Genomic DNA, 15,494 nt, shown 5'->3' with positions numbered 1-15,494 from the left:
CGCACCCCTCCCCTTTTTCGTGCCTGTCGCGATGTGCCCCGGGCGCCGCTTCAATACCCCGCGCGATACCCCTGATAATGGCAGGCATCCTGGTCGTCGGGATGCTTCTTGCAGCGCTCGGCCGCCTTGCGGCGCTGCTTGCCCTCCTCCGCCTCCTGCTTGCGCATCTTGCGACCATAGTTGCGGTCGGACTCCGACTGGCTGGTGGTGGTCCAGTCGATCGCCTTGCCGGTCGCCTTCACCGGCAGGGTCGCGACGTTCCACGCCGTCTGGGCGACACAGCCGCTCGCCGCGAGCGCGAGCAGCGGCAGGAGAAGGATTGAAGCACGCATACTATTTTCCCTTGGCAGCCGTGAGCGCCGCCGTTCCGATCGCGGGATAATCGGTGAAGAAGCCGTCGATGCCAAGACCAAGCCCCGCGCTGATCTCGGCCTGGATGTCGCCATGGGCCGCGGGATCGGTGCCGTGGCGGAAGCGGGTCGGCAGGAAGTAGTTTTCCGCGCGATAGGTCCAGGGGTGGACGCGTAAGCCGGCGGCATGCGCGTCGGCGACCAGCGTCGAGGGCAGCTCGGGCCGATCGGTGCGCCACAGCTGCGCCTTGTCGGGGCCGATGCCATAGGCATAGGCCGCCACCGCCTTCAGCCCCTCAGGGGTGAGCATCGCCGCATAGGAGGGCGCCGCGCCATCCGCCGGGCCGCCCTCGCCCGCCATCAGCTGGATCAGGCGGATGCCGGTCATGCCGTGGATCCGGCGCAAATTGGCGACCTCGAACGACTGGATGAACACCGGTGCCGACGCCGAGTCCCAGCCCGCCGCCTTGAGCTGCGCGACCAGGGGCGCATCGGTGCCGAGGCCGATGCTGGCGAAATAGGTCGGATGCTTGGTCTCGGGATAGATGCCGACACCATGCTGCTTGGCGAGCGCGATGATCTCGGCCAGCGTCGGGATGGTAAAGCGGCCGTCATAGGCGGCATTGGCGGCGCGCAGCTGCGGCAACCGCTCCTTGGCGCGCAGCGTCTTCAGCTCGGCGAGGGTGAAATCCTCGGTGAACCAGCCGGTCAGCTTTTCGCCGTCGATAGTCTTGGTGGCGCGCCGCGCGGCAAACTCGGGCCGCGCGGCGACATCGGTGGTGCCGGAGATCTCATTCTCGTGGCGCGCGACCAGCACGCCATCCTTGGTCGGCACCAGATCGGGCTCGATGAAGTCGGCGCCCTGCTCGATCGCCAGTTCATACGCGGCGAGCGTGTGCTCGGGACGATAGCCGCTGGCGCCGCGGTGGGCGATCAGGATCGGCGGTGAGAGCGGCGTTGCAGTCATGGCACCATCCTGCGCGAGCGCCGGCGATGTCGCCAGCGCGATCAATGACATGAGAGCGATTCGCAACCGGAGCCCAAGCCGGGGGAGCGCGTTACCCCCTCCAAGCAAGAAGGGGCGCAGGCCATGCAATTCACCATCAACGGGCGGTCGTACGAGGCCGAACCCGATATCCGTACGTCGGTTCTCGATTTGTGTCGCGAGCATCTGGGCCTCACCGGGAGCAAGAAGGGGTGTGATCACGGCCAGTGTGGCGCGTGCACGGTGCTGATCAACGGCCGCCGCGTGAACAGCTGCCTGACGCTCGCCGTGATGCATCAGGATGACGAGATCGTGACGATCGAAGGATTGGGCACGCCCGACAACCTCCACCCGCTCCAGGACGCCTTCGTGCGCCACGACGGTTATCAGTGTGGCTATTGCACCCCGGGGCAGATCTGCTCGGCGGTCGGCATGCTCGACGAGGTCAAGAAGGGTTGGCCGAGCCACGTCAGCGGCGACCTCTCCGATCCCGCATTCGACGACGGCGAGATCTCCGAGCGGATGAGCGGCAACATCTGCCGCTGCTCGGCCTATCCCAACATCGTCGATGCCATCCGCGACGTCGCCGAAGCGGAAGGAGCCACGGCATGAAGACCTTCGTCTATGAGAAAGCCGCGACCCCCGAGGCCGCGGTCGCCGATGTCACCGTCGGCGCCAAGTTTATCGCCGGCGGCACCAACCTGCTCGACCTGATGAAGCTGCAGGTGGAAACGCCCGACAAGCTGGTCGACATCAGCCGGCTGCCGCTCGGCGAGATCGAGGAGCGCGAGGACGGCGGCCTCACCATCGGTGCGCTGGTCCCGAACAGCGATCTCGCCGCCGACCCGCGCGTGATCGCCAAATATGAGGTGCTCAGCCGCGCATTGCTCGCCGGCGCATCGGGCCAGCTGCGCAACAAGGCCACCACCGGCGGCAATCTGCTCCAGCGCACCCGCTGCTATTACTTCTACGACACCGCCATGGCGTGCAACAAGCGCGAGCCCGGCAGCGGCTGTTCGGCGATCGGCGGCTTCACCCGCGTCCACGCCATCCTCGGCGCGAGCGAGCAGTGCATCGCCACCCACCCCGGCGACATGCCGGTAGCGATGCGCGCGCTCGACGCGGTGATCATCACCCTCAAGGCCGATGGCGACAAGCGCCGCATCCCGATCGGCGATTTCTACCGCCTGCCCGGCGACACACCGCAGATCGAGACGGTGCTCGAGCCGGGCGAGCTGATCACCCATGTCGAGCTGCCCGCGCCGCCTGCCGGCAAGCAGCTCTACCGCAAGGTGCGTGACCGCGCGTCCTACGCCTTCGCCCTGGTCTCGGTGGCCGGCGTGGTCAGCGTCGAGGACGGCAGGATCGCCTCGGCGTCGCTCGCCTTCGGCGGCGTCGCGCACATGCCGTGGCGCGATCCCGCGGTGGAAGCCGCGCTGATCGGCCAGGCGCCGTCCGACGCCGTCTTCGCCGCCGCCGCCGACGCTCTGGTCGCCAACGCCAAGGGCCAGGGCACCAACGATTTCAAGATTCCCCTCGCCCGCCGCACGCTGATTGCGTGCCTGCGCGAACTGACGGAGACACGCTGATGTTCGGCATGGGCCACACTAACACGCTCAAGATGGACGAGCCGCAGCCGACCAGCCTGCTCGATACTGGCGTCCAGGGCGTCATCACCAAGCCGGTCAGCCGCTACGAGGGGCCGCGCAAGGTTACCGGCACCGCGACCTATTCGGCCGAATATCGCGTCGACAACATGGCCTATGGCGTGCTGGTCAGCGCGGGGATCGGCTCGGGCAAGGTCAGCGCGATCGACGCCGAAGCGGTCAAGTCGCTCCCCGGCGTGATCGACGTCGTCACCGACTTCAAGCACTTCCTGCGCAACGCCGGCCAGGGCGGAGAGACCAAGGCGCCCACCCAGGGGGTCGAGGAGATCGCCTATTTCGGCCAGGTGATCGCGATCGTGCTCGGCGAAAGCTACGAGGCCGCGCGCGACGCGGCGTTGCAGCTCCCGGTCAGCTATGACGCCACGCCCGGTCGCTACGACTTCAACGCCCATCGCGGCGAGACCGACAAGCCACCGTTCAACAACATCCCCTCGCACTTCAGCCAGGGCGACCTCGACCAAGCGATGATCGATGCCGCGGTGACGATCGACGCGACCTTCACCACGCCCAGCCAGAATTCGGTGGCGATGGAGCCGCACGCCAGCCTCGCTTATTGGGACGAGGGCAAGCTGACGCTGTACGGCTCCTACCAGATGCCCACCCAGGACGCGCAGGCATTGGCCAAGGCGCTCGGCGTCTCGGCGGGGAAGGTGCGGATCGTCGCTCCGTTCGTCGGCGGCGGCTTCGGTTCCAAGCTCGGCATCTCCCCCGAGAGCGCGGCGGCGGCGATTGCCGCCAAGCAGCTCGGCCGCCCGGTCAAGGCGGTGATGCTGCGCCCGCAGGTGTTCGAGATCACCCCGCGCCGCTCCAACACCGAGCAGCGCATCCGGCTTGCGGCCAATGCTGACGGCCGGCTGGTCGGCATCGGCCACGAAACCTTGTGCTCGAACCTGCCCGGCGAGGGCTTCTTTGAGCCCGCCGGCATCGGCACTCATTCGCTCTACCCGGGCGAACACCGCATCATCAATCACGACCTCGTCCGCCTCAACCTCGGCCTGTCCGGCTCGATGCGCGCGCCGGGCGAAGCCTCGGGCATGCTCGCGCTCGAAGGCGCGATGGACGAGCTGGCGGAAAAGATCGGCCTCGATCCCGTCGAGCTGCGCAAGCGCAACGACATGACGATCGATCCCGAGAAGAACGTCCCCTTCTCCAGCCGCCAGCTCAGCCGCTGCCTCGACGAGGGCGCAAAGCAATTCGGCTGGAGCGAGCGCCAGGCGACGCCGGGCCAGCGCCGCGAGGGTGAATGGCTGATCGGCATGGGCATGGCCGCGGCGACGCGCAACAACCAGCTGCAGACCGATTCGGCCAAGGCATCGCTCGACGCCGCCGGGCATCTCACCATCGAGACGGCAATGACCGACATCGGCACCGGCACCTACACCATCCTCGCCCAGGTCGCCGGCGAGCTGCTGGGGCTCACCCCCGATCAGATCACGATCAAGCTCGGCGACAGCGACAGCCCCGCCTCGGGCGGCTCGGGCGGCTCCTGGGGCGCGTGCGGCTCGGGCTCGGCGGTGTATCTGGCGTGCGAGGACATCCGCAACCAGATCGCCAAGAAGCTCGACGTCAGCCCCGAGGCGATCACCTTCAAGGATGGCATGGTCATCGCCGACAATCGCTCGACCCGGCTGGCGGAGCTCGCCGGCGAGGGGATCGAGGCGACCGGCGAGATCAAGCCCGGCAAGCAGAAGGACGAGACCACCCAAGCCTCGTACGGCGCGCATTTCTGCGAGGTCGGGGTCAACGCCGTCACCGGCGAGGTCCGGGTACGCCGGATGCTCGGCGTGTTCGCCGCCGGCCGCATCCTCAACGAGAAGACCGCGCGATCGCAATGCCTCGGCGGCATGACCTTCGGCATCGGCGCGGCGCTGACCGAGGAGTTGGTTCACGACCATCGCAACGGCAAGGTCGTCAACCACGATCTCGGGGAATATCACGTTCCGGTGAACGCCGACGTGCCGCAGCTCGAGGTGATGTTCCTCCCCGAGCGCGACATCCATTCCAACCCGCTCCACGCCAAGGGCATCGGCGAGCTCGGGATCTCGGGCGCCGGCGCGGCCATCGCCAATGCGATCTACAACGCCACCGGCGTGCGCGTGCGCGACTATCCGCTGACGCTGGACAAATTGCTGGACGGTCTGCCGGCGGTTTAGCCCCCACCGTCGTCCCAGCGAAAGCTGGGATCTCCTCGTGGCGCGCAAATCGCCCGCCAACCGGGAGGCCCCAGTGTTCGCTGGGGCGACGGTGTAGGGACGGATATTCTCCACCGCGGCAATCGTCGCGGCGCGCTTGAAACCCGCTATGGACGTTCGCACCTCCAGCCCCAGCATCACGGAAGAACGACCTATGGCGGAAAACGACAGCGTCCTGGCAGCGGCGCGCGACTGGCACGGCGAGCCGATGGCGATCGCCACGGTGGTCTCCACCTGGGGCTCGGCGCCCCGGCCCAAGGGCAGCCACATGCTGGTCCATGCCGATGGCCGGTTCGAGGGCTCGGTGTCTGGCGGCTGTGTCGAGAGCGACATCCTGCAGACCGCCGCCGAGGTGATCGCGGGCGCGCCCTTCCAGGTGAAGAACTACGGCGTCGCCGATGCTGCCGCCTGGGAAGTCGGCCTGCCATGCGGCGGCGAGATCGCGGTGATGGTCCAGCCGGTCTCGGCCGCAGGCTTCGATCCCGAATTGTTCGAGCGCATTGTCGAGGCGCGCGAGACCGGCCAGGCGCTGACGGTGACAACCGACCTTGCCACCGGCCACAGCGACGTCCGCCCGCAGGAAACGGGCGAGGCGTTCCTCAACCGCTACGATCCGCCGCGCCGGCTGCTGATCGTCGGCGCGGTGCAGATCGCCCAGGCGTTGGCGCAGCTGACCACCACGCTCGGTATCGACACGGTGGTGATCGATCCGCGCGCGCGCTTCCTCACCGAGGAGCGTTTTCCGGGGGTGACGCTGGACGATCGCTGGCCGGACGAAGCGATCGAGGCCTATCGCCCCGGCCCGTCGACCGCGGTGGTGACGCTCAGCCACGACATCAAGATCGACGATCCGGCGCTGATCGCCGCGCTCGCCAGCAACGCGCCGTACGTTGGCGCGCTTGGCAGCCGGCGCAGCCATGCGGCGCGGCGGGAGCGTCTCGCCGCTGCCGGCGTTACCCCCGAACAACTCGACAGGATCGACGCACCGGTCGGCATCGACATCGGCGCGATCGGCCCCTCCGAGATCGCGCTGTCGATCGCGGCAGCCATGGTGGGAGCCTTTCATGATCGCCGCTGAAGACTGCGTCCTCGTCCTGCTCGCCGCCGGTCGCTCCGAACGAATGGGCGACATCGGCAGCAAGCTCGACCAGCCCTTCCTCAACCGCCCGCTCGGCCTCCATGTCGCGATCGCGCTCGAAGACATGCCGTTCAAGCACCGGGTGGCGGTGACCGCCGGCACGCGATGCGATTACGCCGGCCACGGCTTCACCGTGGTCGAGAATGACGATCCCGCAGTCGGCATGGCGGTATCGGTCAGGCGGGGTGTCGCCTTCGCCAAATCGGTCGGCGCCGAGGCAGTGGTGATCGCGCTCGCCGACATGCCGCGGGTGACCGCGAGCCACATCTATCGCCTGCTCGACGCCGCCGATTCGAGCGATGCGGTGGTCGCCTCGAGCGACGGCCACTCTCCCAAGCCGCCGGCGGTGTTCGGGCGCGACCAGTTCGACTTCCTGCTGACGCTGGAGGGCGACGCCGGCGCGCGCGACCTAGTCCGCGCCGGCCGCCATGTCGTCACCACCCCGGCCGAGCTGATCGACGTCGACACGCCCGAAGAGCTCGAGCGGCTGCGCGAGCTGGTCCATGCCCCCGAGGCGCGGACCCGGCCGGCAACGACCAGCACCGCGCTCGGCGACCTCACCTAGCCTCAGCCCTCCCCGGTCGGCGCCGCGGGCTTATTCGTGCCGCAGCGCGTCGATCGGGTTGAGCGCCGCCGCGCGCCGCGCCGGGAAGTAACCGAACACCACGCCGATCACCGCCGAGATCGCGAAGGCGATCAGGTTGATCTGCAGATCGAACGTCCATGGCACCTGCATCAGTGGGGTGATCGCGGCGATTGTCCCCTGCGCGATCACCAGCCCGATCACGCCGCCGAGGCACGACAGCGCCACCGCCTCGACCAGGAACTGCAGCAGCACCTCGCGCGCCACCGCGCCGATCGCGAGGCGGATGCCAATCTCGCGGGTTCGCTCGGTGACCGACACCAGCATGATGTTCATGATGCCGATGCCACCGACCACCAGGCTGATCGCCGCCACCGCGGCGACGATGCGGGTCAGCAGCGTCGTCGTGCCGGTCAGCGTGTCGGAGATCTGCTTGGTGTCGAAGATGTTGAAATCGTCTTCCTTGCCGCCGGTGATGCTGCGCCGCTCGCGCAGCAGATCGGAGATCGACGATTGCACGGCGGCGGTGGAAAAGGCCTGGTCGACGCCGACCAGCATCAGCCTGATGTCGCGGCTGCCGGTGAAGCGGCGCTGCACCGTCTTGATCGGCATGATCACCACATCGTCCTGGTCGCCGCCGAACCCGGCCTGGCCGCGGGTGGAGAGCACGCCGATCACGTCGCAGCTGATCGAGCCGATCCGAAACCGGTTCCCCACCGGATCGGCGCCATGCCACAGGTTGGTGCGCACGGTGTTGCCGATGATGCACACCGCCTTGCCCGCGGCTTCCTCCGCCGGCGTCCACGTTCGGCCCGACACCAGCGGCCACGGCTGCACCTGGAAATAGGCGCTGGTGGTGCCGTTGATCGTGGTCGACCAATTGGCGCCCTCGTAAATCGCGGTGGCGGTGCTCTGCGCCTGCGGCGCGACCGCGGTGACGCCGGCGATCTGGTTGGCGATCGCCTCGACGTCCTCGGGCTTGAAGTTGGGCGGCTGCGGCCCGCCGCCGCCGCGGCCGAAGCCCTGGCCGGGCCGGACCTGGAGGATGTTGGTGCCGAGCGCGGCGATCTGGCTCTGCACCGCCGCGGTGGTCGCCTTGCCGAGCGTCACCATCGTCACCACCGCGCCGACACCGATGACGATGCCGAGGATGGTCAGGAACGAGCGCAGGATGTGCCGCCGGATCGAACGCAGCGCGAGCACGAAGGTCGTGCCGATCATCAATGCATCTCCGGGACGACGCCCGGCGGGTGCTGCGCCTCGATCCGCTCGACCAGCCCGTCCTTGAAGTGCACCACGGTGCGCGCGAACGCCGCCATGTCGGGCTCGTGGGTGACCATCAGCACCGTGATGTTGCTGCCGCGGTTGAGATCGGTGAGCAATTCCATGATCTCGATCGATCGCTCGGAATCGAGGTTGCCGGTCGGCTCGTCGGCGAGCAGCACATCGGGCTGGGTGACGATCGCGCGGGCGATGGCAACGCGCTGCTGCTGGCCGCCGGACAGTTCCGCCGGGGTGTGATCCCACCAGCGGTCGAGCCCGACCTTCTCTAGCGCCGCCATCGCGATCTCGCGGCGCGCCTTCTTCTCGTCGCCGCGGTAGAGCAACGGCAGCTCGACATTCTCGAGTGCGCTCGTCCGGCTCAGCAGGTTGAAGCCCTGGAACACGAAGCCGAGATAGCGGCGCCGCAGCAGCGCACGCTGGTCGCGGTCGAGCGCCTCGACATGGTGGCCGCGGAACGTGAAGCTTCCCTCGCTCGGCACGTCGAGGCAGCCGAGGATGTTCATCGTTGTCGACTTGCCCGAGCCCGACGGGCCCATCACCGCGACGAAGTCCCCGCCGGCGATGTCGAGGTCGACGCCCTTGAGCGCCTGGAACAGGGTCGCGCCGCTACCATAGGTCTTGGTGACGCCGCGCATGCTGATCAGCGGCGCCTCGGCGATCGGATCGGCAGGGTTACTGGCCACCGCCCCCTCCCGCCTTGCGCTGTCCCGTACCGCCGCGCTTGCTGCTTGCCGCGCTGCCCTCCGCCAACTGACCGGTGATCACCTCGGCACCGGGCTTGAGATCGCCGCCGAGCACCTCGGTGACGGTGCCGTTGGTGTCGCCGGTGGTGATCTGGACCGGCTGCGGCGTGCCGTCGGCGCCCTTGACGTACACCGTCTGGGTGCCGCCGCGGCCGACCGTCGCGGTGCGGGTCGCGCCGGTGTCGCGGCGCGGTCCGCGTGGCACGATCGCGCCGGCGATGCCGCTGCCGGCACCCCCGGCACTCGGCTTGAAGCGCAGCGCGGCATTGGGAACAAGCAGCACGCCCTGCTTATCGGAGGTGACGATGTCGGCGGTCGCGGTCATCCCGGGGCGCAGCTGCAGCGTCGGATTGCCGACCGTCAGGTCCGCGGCATAGGAGACGACCTGGCCGGTGGTGGAGGTTGTGGTCGTCGTGCTGGACGAGGTCGCCGAGCTCACCGTCAGGTTGGAGCCGAGATCCACCCGGGTGATCACCGCCGGGAAGGTCTTGCCTGGGAAGGCATCGACGGTGAAATTGGCCTTCTGGCCGACCTGGACCTCGCCGACGTCGGCCTCGTCGATCGCGACCTCGAGCTTCATCTTGCTGAGGTCCTCGGCGATCACGAACAGCGTCGGCGTGCTGAACGACGCCGCCACGGTCTGCCCCGGATCGACCTGGCGGGCGAGGATCACGCCGTTGACGGGCGAGCGGATGATCGCGCGCGCGCGCTGCGTCTGGCTCTGCGCGAGCGACGCGCGGCTGGCGACGACATTGGCCTGGGCGACCTTGAGCGCGGCGACCGCGCGCTGCGCGTCGGCACGGCCGGTCTGCAACTCGGTGGCGGACGGCACGCGGCCGTTGGATAGGCGGTACACCTCCTGAAGCCGCGCGAGCTGCGCCTGGCTTTCGGCCACGGTGGCCTGCGCCTGGTTGACCTGGGCGAGATTGGCATCGAGCGTCGCCTGGCCCTGGCGGATCTGGTCGTCGAGCTGCTCGGGGTCGATCAGCGCCAGCGGCTGGCCGGCGACCACCCGGTCGTTGACGTCCACCACCACCTTGGTGACGAGGCCGGACAGCTGCGAGCCGACCGTCACCTGATTGGTCGGCGCGAGCTTGCCGGTCGCCGACACCGTCACCGTCAGATTGCCGCGATCCGCGGTCTGGGTGGCGTAATTGATCGGCGCCTTGCCGCCGAGGCAGCGCGACAGCAGCAGCGCGAGCACGATCAGGCCGGCGACGATCGCCACCCATTTCGCATAACGCCGCCACGCCGGCGTCGGCTTCACGCCGAGGAAGTCGTCGAGTTGTGCATCGGCCATCAGCGGGTCTCTGTCGCGGAAACGGGGGGCGCGGGAACGGGAATAGGAGTGCCGCGGGCCGGCGCCTCGGGAATGGCGGTCGCATCCCAGCCGCCGCCGAGCGCGGCATAGAGCGCGATCAGCGCGGTCGCCTGGTCGGACTGCGCCTGGGTGAGGCCGTTCTGCGCGGAGAGCAGCGCGGTCTCCTGGGTGTTGAGCGTGGTGAAATCGGTCAGCCCCGAGCGATACTGGCTGCGGCTGAGGATCGCCGAGGCATTGGCGGCATCATAGGCGATGCGGAACTGCGCCTCGCGCTGGCGCGCGGTGTCCAGCGCGACGATCGCATTTTCGACATCCTCCAGCGCGGTCAGCACGATACCCTTGTAGGCGGCGAGCGAGGCGTCGGCGGCGGCTTCGCTCGAGCGCACCGCGCTGCGCAGCCGGCCGCCGTTGAAGATCGCCTGGGTCACGCCCGCGAACAGCCCGCCGGTGATCGCATCGCCGAGATTGCCGAACGACGTCGCGTTGGTCTGGATGTTGCCGGTGATCGCCAGCGCCGGGTAGAGCGCCGCCTTGCTGACGCCGATCTGCGCGGTGGCGGCGGCGAGCGTCCGCTCGGCGGCGCGCACGTCGGGGCGCTGGCGCAGCGTATCGGCGGGGATCCCCACCCCTACGGTCTGAGGCCCGATCGGGATCGGCCGCGTCGCAGCGAGCGCCTCGCGCAGCGCGCCCGGCGCCTGGCCGGTGAGCACGCCGAGCCGCGCGACCGCGGCGCTATATTGCTGCTCGATCTGCGGCACGGTCGCGGCGGTCTGCGCCCGCGTCGCGCGTGCCTGCTCGGCATCCACCGACGACACCAGCCCCGCCTGCACCCTGAAGCCGGCGATCTCGAGATTGTCGTCCTGGATGGCGAGGCTCGCCCGCGCATTGGCGATCTGCGCCTGATAGGCGCGCGCCAGCACGTAATTGCGCGCGACCTCGCTCTCCACCGAGATCAGCGTGGTCGCATAATCGAAGCCCGAGGCCTGGTAGCTCGCCCGGCTCGCCTCGACGGTACGGCGCAGCTCGCCGAACAGGCCGAGCTGATATTGCGCGTCGAGCCCCAGCGAGAAGCTGCTGCCGCCGCTGTTGCTGACGGTGGTGATGCTGCCATCCGACAATTGGATGTTGCGGGTACCGCCGATCAGATTCTGCGACCGGTTGTAGCCCGCCGAGCCGGTCAGCGTCGGCAGCAGCTGCGCGCGGTTCTGCACCAGTGCCTCGCGGGCCTGGCGCAGCCGCGCGACCGCCTGGCCCACGTCGGTGTTGGCGACCCGCGCCTGCTCGACCAGCGCTCCGAGCGTCGGATCATCGAACTTGCCCCACCAGCGGGTCAGATCCTCGGCGGTCTGCGCGGCGGGCACCGAATAGCCGGTCGGCACGCCAAGCTCGGCGGCGCCCTGGGGATGGTAATCGGGGCCGACGGTGCACCCGCCAAGCGCGGCGGTGGCAAGCAGCAGGACGAGGACACGCGACATGTCAGGCTGTGTGGCCAGCGCACCGTCGCTAGTCCAGCCAATTCATATCACATCATGTCGCCGGCCGGTGTCGACGCCGACACAAACCACGCTAATCGAGTTCGAGGATGACCTGATCGACCGCGAGGCTGTCGCCGGCGGCGGCCTCGACAGACTTGATCGTGCCGGATTTCTGCGCCCGCAGGATATTCTCCATCTTCATCGCCTCCACCACCGCCAGCGGCTGGCCGGCCTCGACCGCGTCGCCCGCCGCGACATCGAGGCGGACGAGCAGCCCCGGCATCGGCGCGATCAGGAACTTCGACAGATCGGGCGGGATCTTCTCGATCATATGCTCGGCATAGGCTGCGAACCGCGCCGGCAGCACCCGGGCGGCATGGCTGGCGCCGCGCGCGGTGAGGCGGAAGCCGCCGGCAGCCCGCGCCAGCCGCACCGTCAGCGCCTCGTCGCCATGCTCAACCGCGATCATCCGATCACCCGGCGTATAGGCGATGTCGAGGTCGAGATCGGCACCATCGACGCTGATCGCATCGGGCGACACGGTCACGGCGTGATCCACCCCGCCGATCCGCACCACCCAGTCCGCCGGCGGGTGCAGCCGCCGCCCGAGCTGCCCGTCGATCCGCCGCGCCCGATCCGCCTCGGCGGTCGCCGCGAACGCCGCCACCGCGGCGAGCGTTTGCAGCAGCGCCGCGTCGGCGGGTGCGCCGTGGAAGCCGTCGGGATATTCCTCGGCGATGAAGCCGGTGGTCAGCGCGCCGGCACGGAAGCGCGGGTGCTGCATCAGCGCCGACAGGAAATCCACGTTGTTGCCGACACCCTCGAGCTCGAACGCGTCGAGCGCGGCGATCTGCAGATCGGCCGCCGCGTCACGCGTCGGTGCCCAGGTGATCAGCTTGGCGATCATCGGGTCGTAGAACATGCTGACCTCGCCGCCCTCGACCACGCCATCGTCGACGCGGACATAGGGCTCATCGGACGCGGCCTCGCCGCCGCTTATGCCGACGGCGCGATAGGGCGTCTCCTCGCTCTCGGGCGGCGCGTAGCGTACCAGCCGGCCGATGCTCGGCAGGAAGCCGCGGTAGGGATCCTCGGCATAGACGCGGTTCTCGATCGCCCAGCCGGTGAGCGTCACGTCATCCTGGCCGAAGCCGAGCGGCTCGCCCGCCGCCACCCGGATCATCAATTCTACGAGGTCCAGCCCGGTGACTGCCTCGGTCACCGGATGCTCCACCTGCAGCCGCGTGTTCATTTCGAGGAAGTAGAAGCCCTCGCCGCTGGTATCGGCACCCGACACGATCAGCTCGACCGTGCCGGCGGAATGATAGCCCACCGCCCGCGCCAGCGCGACTGCCTGCTCGCCCATCGCGCGGCGCATCGCCGGCGTCACGAACGGCGACGGCGCCTCCTCGACCACCTTCTGGTGGCGGCGCTGGATCGAGCATTCGCGCTCGCCGAGATAGACGATGGTGCCGTGTTGATCCCCCATCACCTGGATCTCGATGTGGCGCGGACTCTCGATGAACTTCTCGATGAACACGCGGTCGTCGCCGAAGCTCGCCAGGCCTTCGCGCTTGGTCGCCTCGAAACCCTCGCGCACGTCCTGCTCGGACCAGGCGAGCCGCATCCCCTTGCCGCCGCCGCCGGCCGAGGCCTTCATCATCACCGGATAGCCGATATCGCCGGCGATCCGCACCGCATGATCGGTGTCGGCGATCTCGCCGAGGAAGCCGGGCACAACATTGACCCCCGCCTGCTTGGCGAGCTTCTTGGATTCGATCTTGTCGCCCATTGCGGCGATCGCGTGCGGCGGCGGGCCGACAAAGGCGATTCCCGCCTCGGCGCAGGCACGTGCGAAGCTCTCGCGCTCCGAGAGGAAGCCATAGCCCGGATGGATGCAGTCGGCGCCGGTCTCTTTCGCGGCAAGCAGGATCAGCTCGGCCTTGAGATAGCTGTCGGCCGCCGGCGCCGGCCCGAGGCGGACGCTCTCGTCGGCCATCAGCACATGCGGGCTGCGCGCATCGGCATCCGAATAGACCGCCACGGTGGCAATCCCCATCCGCTTGGCGGTGCGCATCACCCGGCAGGCGATCTCGCCTCGATTGGCGACCAGGATCTTCTTGAACACCGCTTGCTCTCCTCGCGCATGCGGCAACGCCCGAAGGACCTGCCGCGTGCATTATTTTCGTTGCCCCAAATGCTCCACCTCCCCCGTCACCCCAGACCTGTTCCGGGTCCACCGCACTACAAGCGACGTCTTTCCAGGCGGAGGAGTGGACCCCGGATCAAGTCCGGTGTGACGAAGAATTTATGTGCGCCACACCAGGGATTTCAGCTGCGCCGTTCTCGCCTTCGTCAGCCGCGCCTTGCATTGCGCCTGCGCCATCGGCTGCAGTGTGCCACCGGCGAACTCGCCGCCCTCGATCACGCACTGCGTGTCGCGATACTGCAGCCACGCCCGCTGGCTGGCGAGCGCCGCCGCGGCATAGCCGAACCCGCCGCCGCGCGACGTGTCATGCGCGTCGCGGCCCTTCATATAGGCGTAGGTGACCTTCCACTGGCGGGTCATCTCGGCGTCGGCGGCGGCATAGCTTTGCCCGGCGCAGGCGGTCATCGCCGTCTGCGTCCGCAGGTTGCCGCAGTCGGCGGCGGCGAGCAGCAGGGTGATCAGCAGCATGCCTTCTCCTTGATCCGCATCGGCTCCTCGCCCGCCATCGGCGTCAGCCCGAGCTTGGCGAACAGCGCGGCATCGGCGCTGTCGCCGGCGTTGCCGGTGGTGAGCAGCTTGTCGCCGGTGAAGATCGAGTTGGCGCCGGCCATGAAGCACAGCGCCTGGGTCGATTCCGACATGCTCTCGCGCCCCGCCGACAGCCGCACCATCGAGCGCGGCATCGCGATCCGCGCCGCGGCGACGACGCGGACGAACTCGATGTCGTCGAGCTTGCCCATCGGCGTGTCGGCGAGCATGTCGCCAAGCGGCGTGCCGCGGATCGGCACCAGCGCGTTGACGGTCACGCTCTCCGGATGGCGCGGCAAGGTCGCCAGGCTGTGGACGAAGCCGATCCGGTCGGCACGGGTCTCGCCCATGCCGACGATGCCGCCGCAGCACACCGCGACGCCGGCGTCGCGGACGTGACCGAGCGTGTCGAGCCGGTCCTGATAGGTGCGGGTGGTGACGACGCGGTCATAATATTCGGGCGAGCTGTCGAGATTGTGATTGTAGTAATCGAGCCCCGCTGCGCCGAGCTCCTTGGCCTGGTCGGCGTCGAGCATGCCGAGCGTCATGCAGGTCTCGAGGCCCATCGCCTTCACGCCCTCGATCATCGCCACCACCTTGGGCATGTCACGCGGCTTGGGGCTGCGCCAGGCGGCGCCCATGCAGAAGCGCTGCGAGCCGGCGGCCTTGGCTTCGGCGGCGGCGGCGAGGACGCTGTCGACGTCAATCAGTTTCTCGGCCTTGAGCCCGGTGCCGTGATGCGCCGACTGCGAACAATAGCCGCAATCCTCGGCGCAGCCGCCGGTCTTGATCGACAGCAGCGTGCACAGCTGGATCTCGTCCGCCGCCTGATGCGCGCGGTGGACAGTGGCGGCGCGGAACAGCAGCTCGGTAAACGGCAGGTCGAACAGCACCTTGATCTCGTCGCGCGTCCAATCGGTGCGCATCGATCCGCTCGCGTCGGCCACCGTGCCGAAATGCTGCAGATCGTTCTCGACCGGCGTCTCGACGTCGCTCGCGACCAGCTGGGATCTGTTGGC

14 protein-coding genes are annotated in these 15,494 nt (G+C 68.7%); 5 read left to right on the top strand and 9 right to left on the bottom strand.

The features are described 5' to 3' along the window. Nucleotides 1–50: 50 nt before the first annotated feature. Both AC07M8_RS14165 and AC07M8_RS14160 read right to left on the bottom strand, forming a co-directional pair. On the bottom strand, nucleotides 51–332 hold the full coding sequence (locus AC07M8_RS14165; protein WP_495174971.1) for a hypothetical protein: 282 nt from the start codon (nucleotides 330–332) through the stop codon (nucleotides 51–53). 1 nt (nucleotide 333) lies between these two features. After that, the gene (locus AC07M8_RS14160; RefSeq protein WP_495174970.1) at nucleotides 334–1,317 is read right to left on the bottom strand and encodes a glycerophosphodiester phosphodiesterase; all 984 of its coding nucleotides are present in this window, start codon (nucleotides 1,315–1,317) and stop codon (nucleotides 334–336) included. A 123-nt stretch (nucleotides 1,318–1,440) separates the two neighbouring features. Here AC07M8_RS14160 and AC07M8_RS14155 point away from each other — a divergent pair, with 123 nt between their 5' ends. The 5 genes from AC07M8_RS14155 to AC07M8_RS14135 all read left to right on the top strand — a co-directional run bounded on the left by AC07M8_RS14155 (nucleotide 1,441) and on the right by AC07M8_RS14135 (nucleotide 6,897). Next, the gene (locus AC07M8_RS14155) at nucleotides 1,441–1,947 is read left to right on the top strand and encodes a 2Fe-2S iron-sulfur cluster-binding protein (protein ID WP_495174969.1); all 507 of its coding nucleotides are present in this window, start codon (nucleotides 1,441–1,443) and stop codon (nucleotides 1,945–1,947) included. After that, nucleotides 1,944–2,924 carry an FAD binding domain-containing protein gene (locus tag AC07M8_RS14150; protein ID WP_495174968.1) on the top strand — a complete coding sequence of 327 codons (981 nt, stop codon included), beginning with the start codon at nucleotides 1,944–1,946 and terminating at the stop codon, nucleotides 2,922–2,924. The genes AC07M8_RS14155 and AC07M8_RS14150 overlap by 4 nt, the downstream gene beginning before the upstream one ends. Nucleotides 2,925–2,932: 8 nt before the next feature. Beyond that, nucleotides 2,933–5,155: a xanthine dehydrogenase family protein molybdopterin-binding subunit gene (locus AC07M8_RS14145; protein WP_495175010.1), complete on the top strand. Its 2,223-nt coding sequence runs from the start codon at nucleotides 2,933–2,935 to the stop codon at nucleotides 5,153–5,155. A gap of 193 nt (nucleotides 5,156–5,348) precedes the next feature. Further along, nucleotides 5,349–6,272, top strand: coding sequence for an XdhC family protein (locus tag AC07M8_RS14140; RefSeq protein WP_495174967.1), 924 nt, complete (start codon nucleotides 5,349–5,351; stop codon nucleotides 6,270–6,272). Beyond that, nucleotides 6,259–6,897, top strand: a complete 639-nt coding sequence (locus AC07M8_RS14135) for a nucleotidyltransferase family protein (RefSeq protein ID WP_495174966.1) — start codon at nucleotides 6,259–6,261, stop codon at nucleotides 6,895–6,897. The genes AC07M8_RS14140 and AC07M8_RS14135 overlap by 14 nt, the downstream gene beginning before the upstream one ends. A gap of 30 nt (nucleotides 6,898–6,927) precedes the next feature. Here the strand turns inward: AC07M8_RS14135 and AC07M8_RS14130 are convergent, their stop codons facing one another. The 7 genes from AC07M8_RS14130 to bioB form a co-directional block, all read right to left on the bottom strand. Further along, complete coding sequence (locus AC07M8_RS14130) at nucleotides 6,928–8,136, bottom strand: ABC transporter permease (RefSeq protein ID WP_495174965.1); 1,209 nt, start codon at nucleotides 8,134–8,136, stop codon at nucleotides 6,928–6,930. Then, a complete protein-coding gene (locus AC07M8_RS14125; protein ID WP_495175009.1) occupies nucleotides 8,136–8,834 on the bottom strand; it encodes an ABC transporter ATP-binding protein in 699 nt (232 codons plus the stop codon). The genes AC07M8_RS14130 and AC07M8_RS14125 overlap by 1 nt, the downstream gene beginning before the upstream one ends. Before the next feature lie 37 nt (nucleotides 8,835–8,871). Then, nucleotides 8,872–10,242, bottom strand: a complete 1,371-nt coding sequence (locus tag AC07M8_RS14120; protein WP_495174964.1) for an efflux RND transporter periplasmic adaptor subunit — start codon at nucleotides 10,240–10,242, stop codon at nucleotides 8,872–8,874. Continuing rightward, nucleotides 10,242–11,738, bottom strand: coding sequence for an efflux transporter outer membrane subunit (locus AC07M8_RS14115; RefSeq protein WP_495174963.1), 1,497 nt, complete (start codon nucleotides 11,736–11,738; stop codon nucleotides 10,242–10,244). Before AC07M8_RS14115 ends, AC07M8_RS14120 begins: the two co-directional genes overlap by 1 nt. Nucleotides 11,739–11,829: 91 nt before the next feature. Continuing rightward, nucleotides 11,830–13,815, bottom strand: coding sequence for an ATP-binding protein (locus AC07M8_RS14110; RefSeq protein ID WP_495175008.1), 1,986 nt, complete (start codon nucleotides 13,813–13,815; stop codon nucleotides 11,830–11,832). A gap of 231 nt (nucleotides 13,816–14,046) precedes the next feature. Next, complete coding sequence (locus tag AC07M8_RS14105; RefSeq protein WP_495174962.1) at nucleotides 14,047–14,415, bottom strand: lysozyme inhibitor LprI family protein; 369 nt, start codon at nucleotides 14,413–14,415, stop codon at nucleotides 14,047–14,049. Next, complete coding sequence (bioB, locus tag AC07M8_RS14100) at nucleotides 14,406–15,401, bottom strand: biotin synthase BioB (RefSeq protein ID WP_495175007.1); 996 nt, start codon at nucleotides 15,399–15,401, stop codon at nucleotides 14,406–14,408. The genes AC07M8_RS14105 and bioB overlap by 10 nt, the downstream gene beginning before the upstream one ends. Nucleotides 15,402–15,494 lie beyond the last annotated feature (93 nt).

The organism is Sphingomonas sp. GW821-FHT09E03 (genome assembly GCF_059416225.1).
The sequence above is the reverse complement of the archived record's forward strand: the minus strand, read 5'-3'. Positions and strand labels throughout refer to the sequence as shown.

What these genes read in the sequence shown, in the direction of transcription:
- AC07M8_RS14115 (WP_495174963.1), bottom strand. Translation starts at nt 11,738, where the DNA reads ATGTCGCGTGTCCTCGTCCTGCTGCTTGCCACCGCCGCGCTTGGCGGG.
- AC07M8_RS14150 (WP_495174968.1), top strand. Translation starts at nt 1,944, where the DNA reads ATGAAGACCTTCGTCTATGAGAAAGCCGCGACCCCCGAGGCCGCGGTC.
- AC07M8_RS14130 (WP_495174965.1), bottom strand. Translation starts at nt 8,136, where the DNA reads ATGATCGGCACGACCTTCGTGCTCGCGCTGCGTTCGATCCGGCGGCAC.
- AC07M8_RS14125 (WP_495175009.1), bottom strand. Translation starts at nt 8,834, where the DNA reads ATGCGCGGCGTCACCAAGACCTATGGTAGCGGCGCGACCCTGTTCCAG.
- AC07M8_RS14110 (WP_495175008.1), bottom strand. Translation starts at nt 13,815, where the DNA reads ATGCGCACCGCCAAGCGGATGGGGATTGCCACCGTGGCGGTCTATTCG.
- AC07M8_RS14160 (WP_495174970.1), bottom strand. Translation starts at nt 1,317, where the DNA reads ATGACTGCAACGCCGCTCTCACCGCCGATCCTGATCGCCCACCGCGGC.
- AC07M8_RS14105 (WP_495174962.1), bottom strand. Translation starts at nt 14,415, where the DNA reads ATGCTGCTGATCACCCTGCTGCTCGCCGCCGCCGACTGCGGCAACCTG.
- AC07M8_RS14155 (WP_495174969.1), top strand. Translation starts at nt 1,441, where the DNA reads ATGCAATTCACCATCAACGGGCGGTCGTACGAGGCCGAACCCGATATC.
- AC07M8_RS14145 (WP_495175010.1), top strand. Translation starts at nt 2,933, where the DNA reads ATGGGCCACACTAACACGCTCAAGATGGACGAGCCGCAGCCGACCAGC.
- bioB (WP_495175007.1), bottom strand. Translation starts at nt 15,401, where the DNA reads ATGCGCACCGATTGGACGCGCGACGAGATCAAGGTGCTGTTCGACCTG.
- AC07M8_RS14135 (WP_495174966.1), top strand. Translation starts at nt 6,259, where the DNA reads ATGATCGCCGCTGAAGACTGCGTCCTCGTCCTGCTCGCCGCCGGTCGC.
- AC07M8_RS14165 (WP_495174971.1), bottom strand. Translation starts at nt 332, where the DNA reads ATGCGTGCTTCAATCCTTCTCCTGCCGCTGCTCGCGCTCGCGGCGAGC.
- AC07M8_RS14120 (WP_495174964.1), bottom strand. Translation starts at nt 10,242, where the DNA reads ATGGCCGATGCACAACTCGACGACTTCCTCGGCGTGAAGCCGACGCCG.
- AC07M8_RS14140 (WP_495174967.1), top strand. Translation starts at nt 5,349, where the DNA reads ATGGCGGAAAACGACAGCGTCCTGGCAGCGGCGCGCGACTGGCACGGC.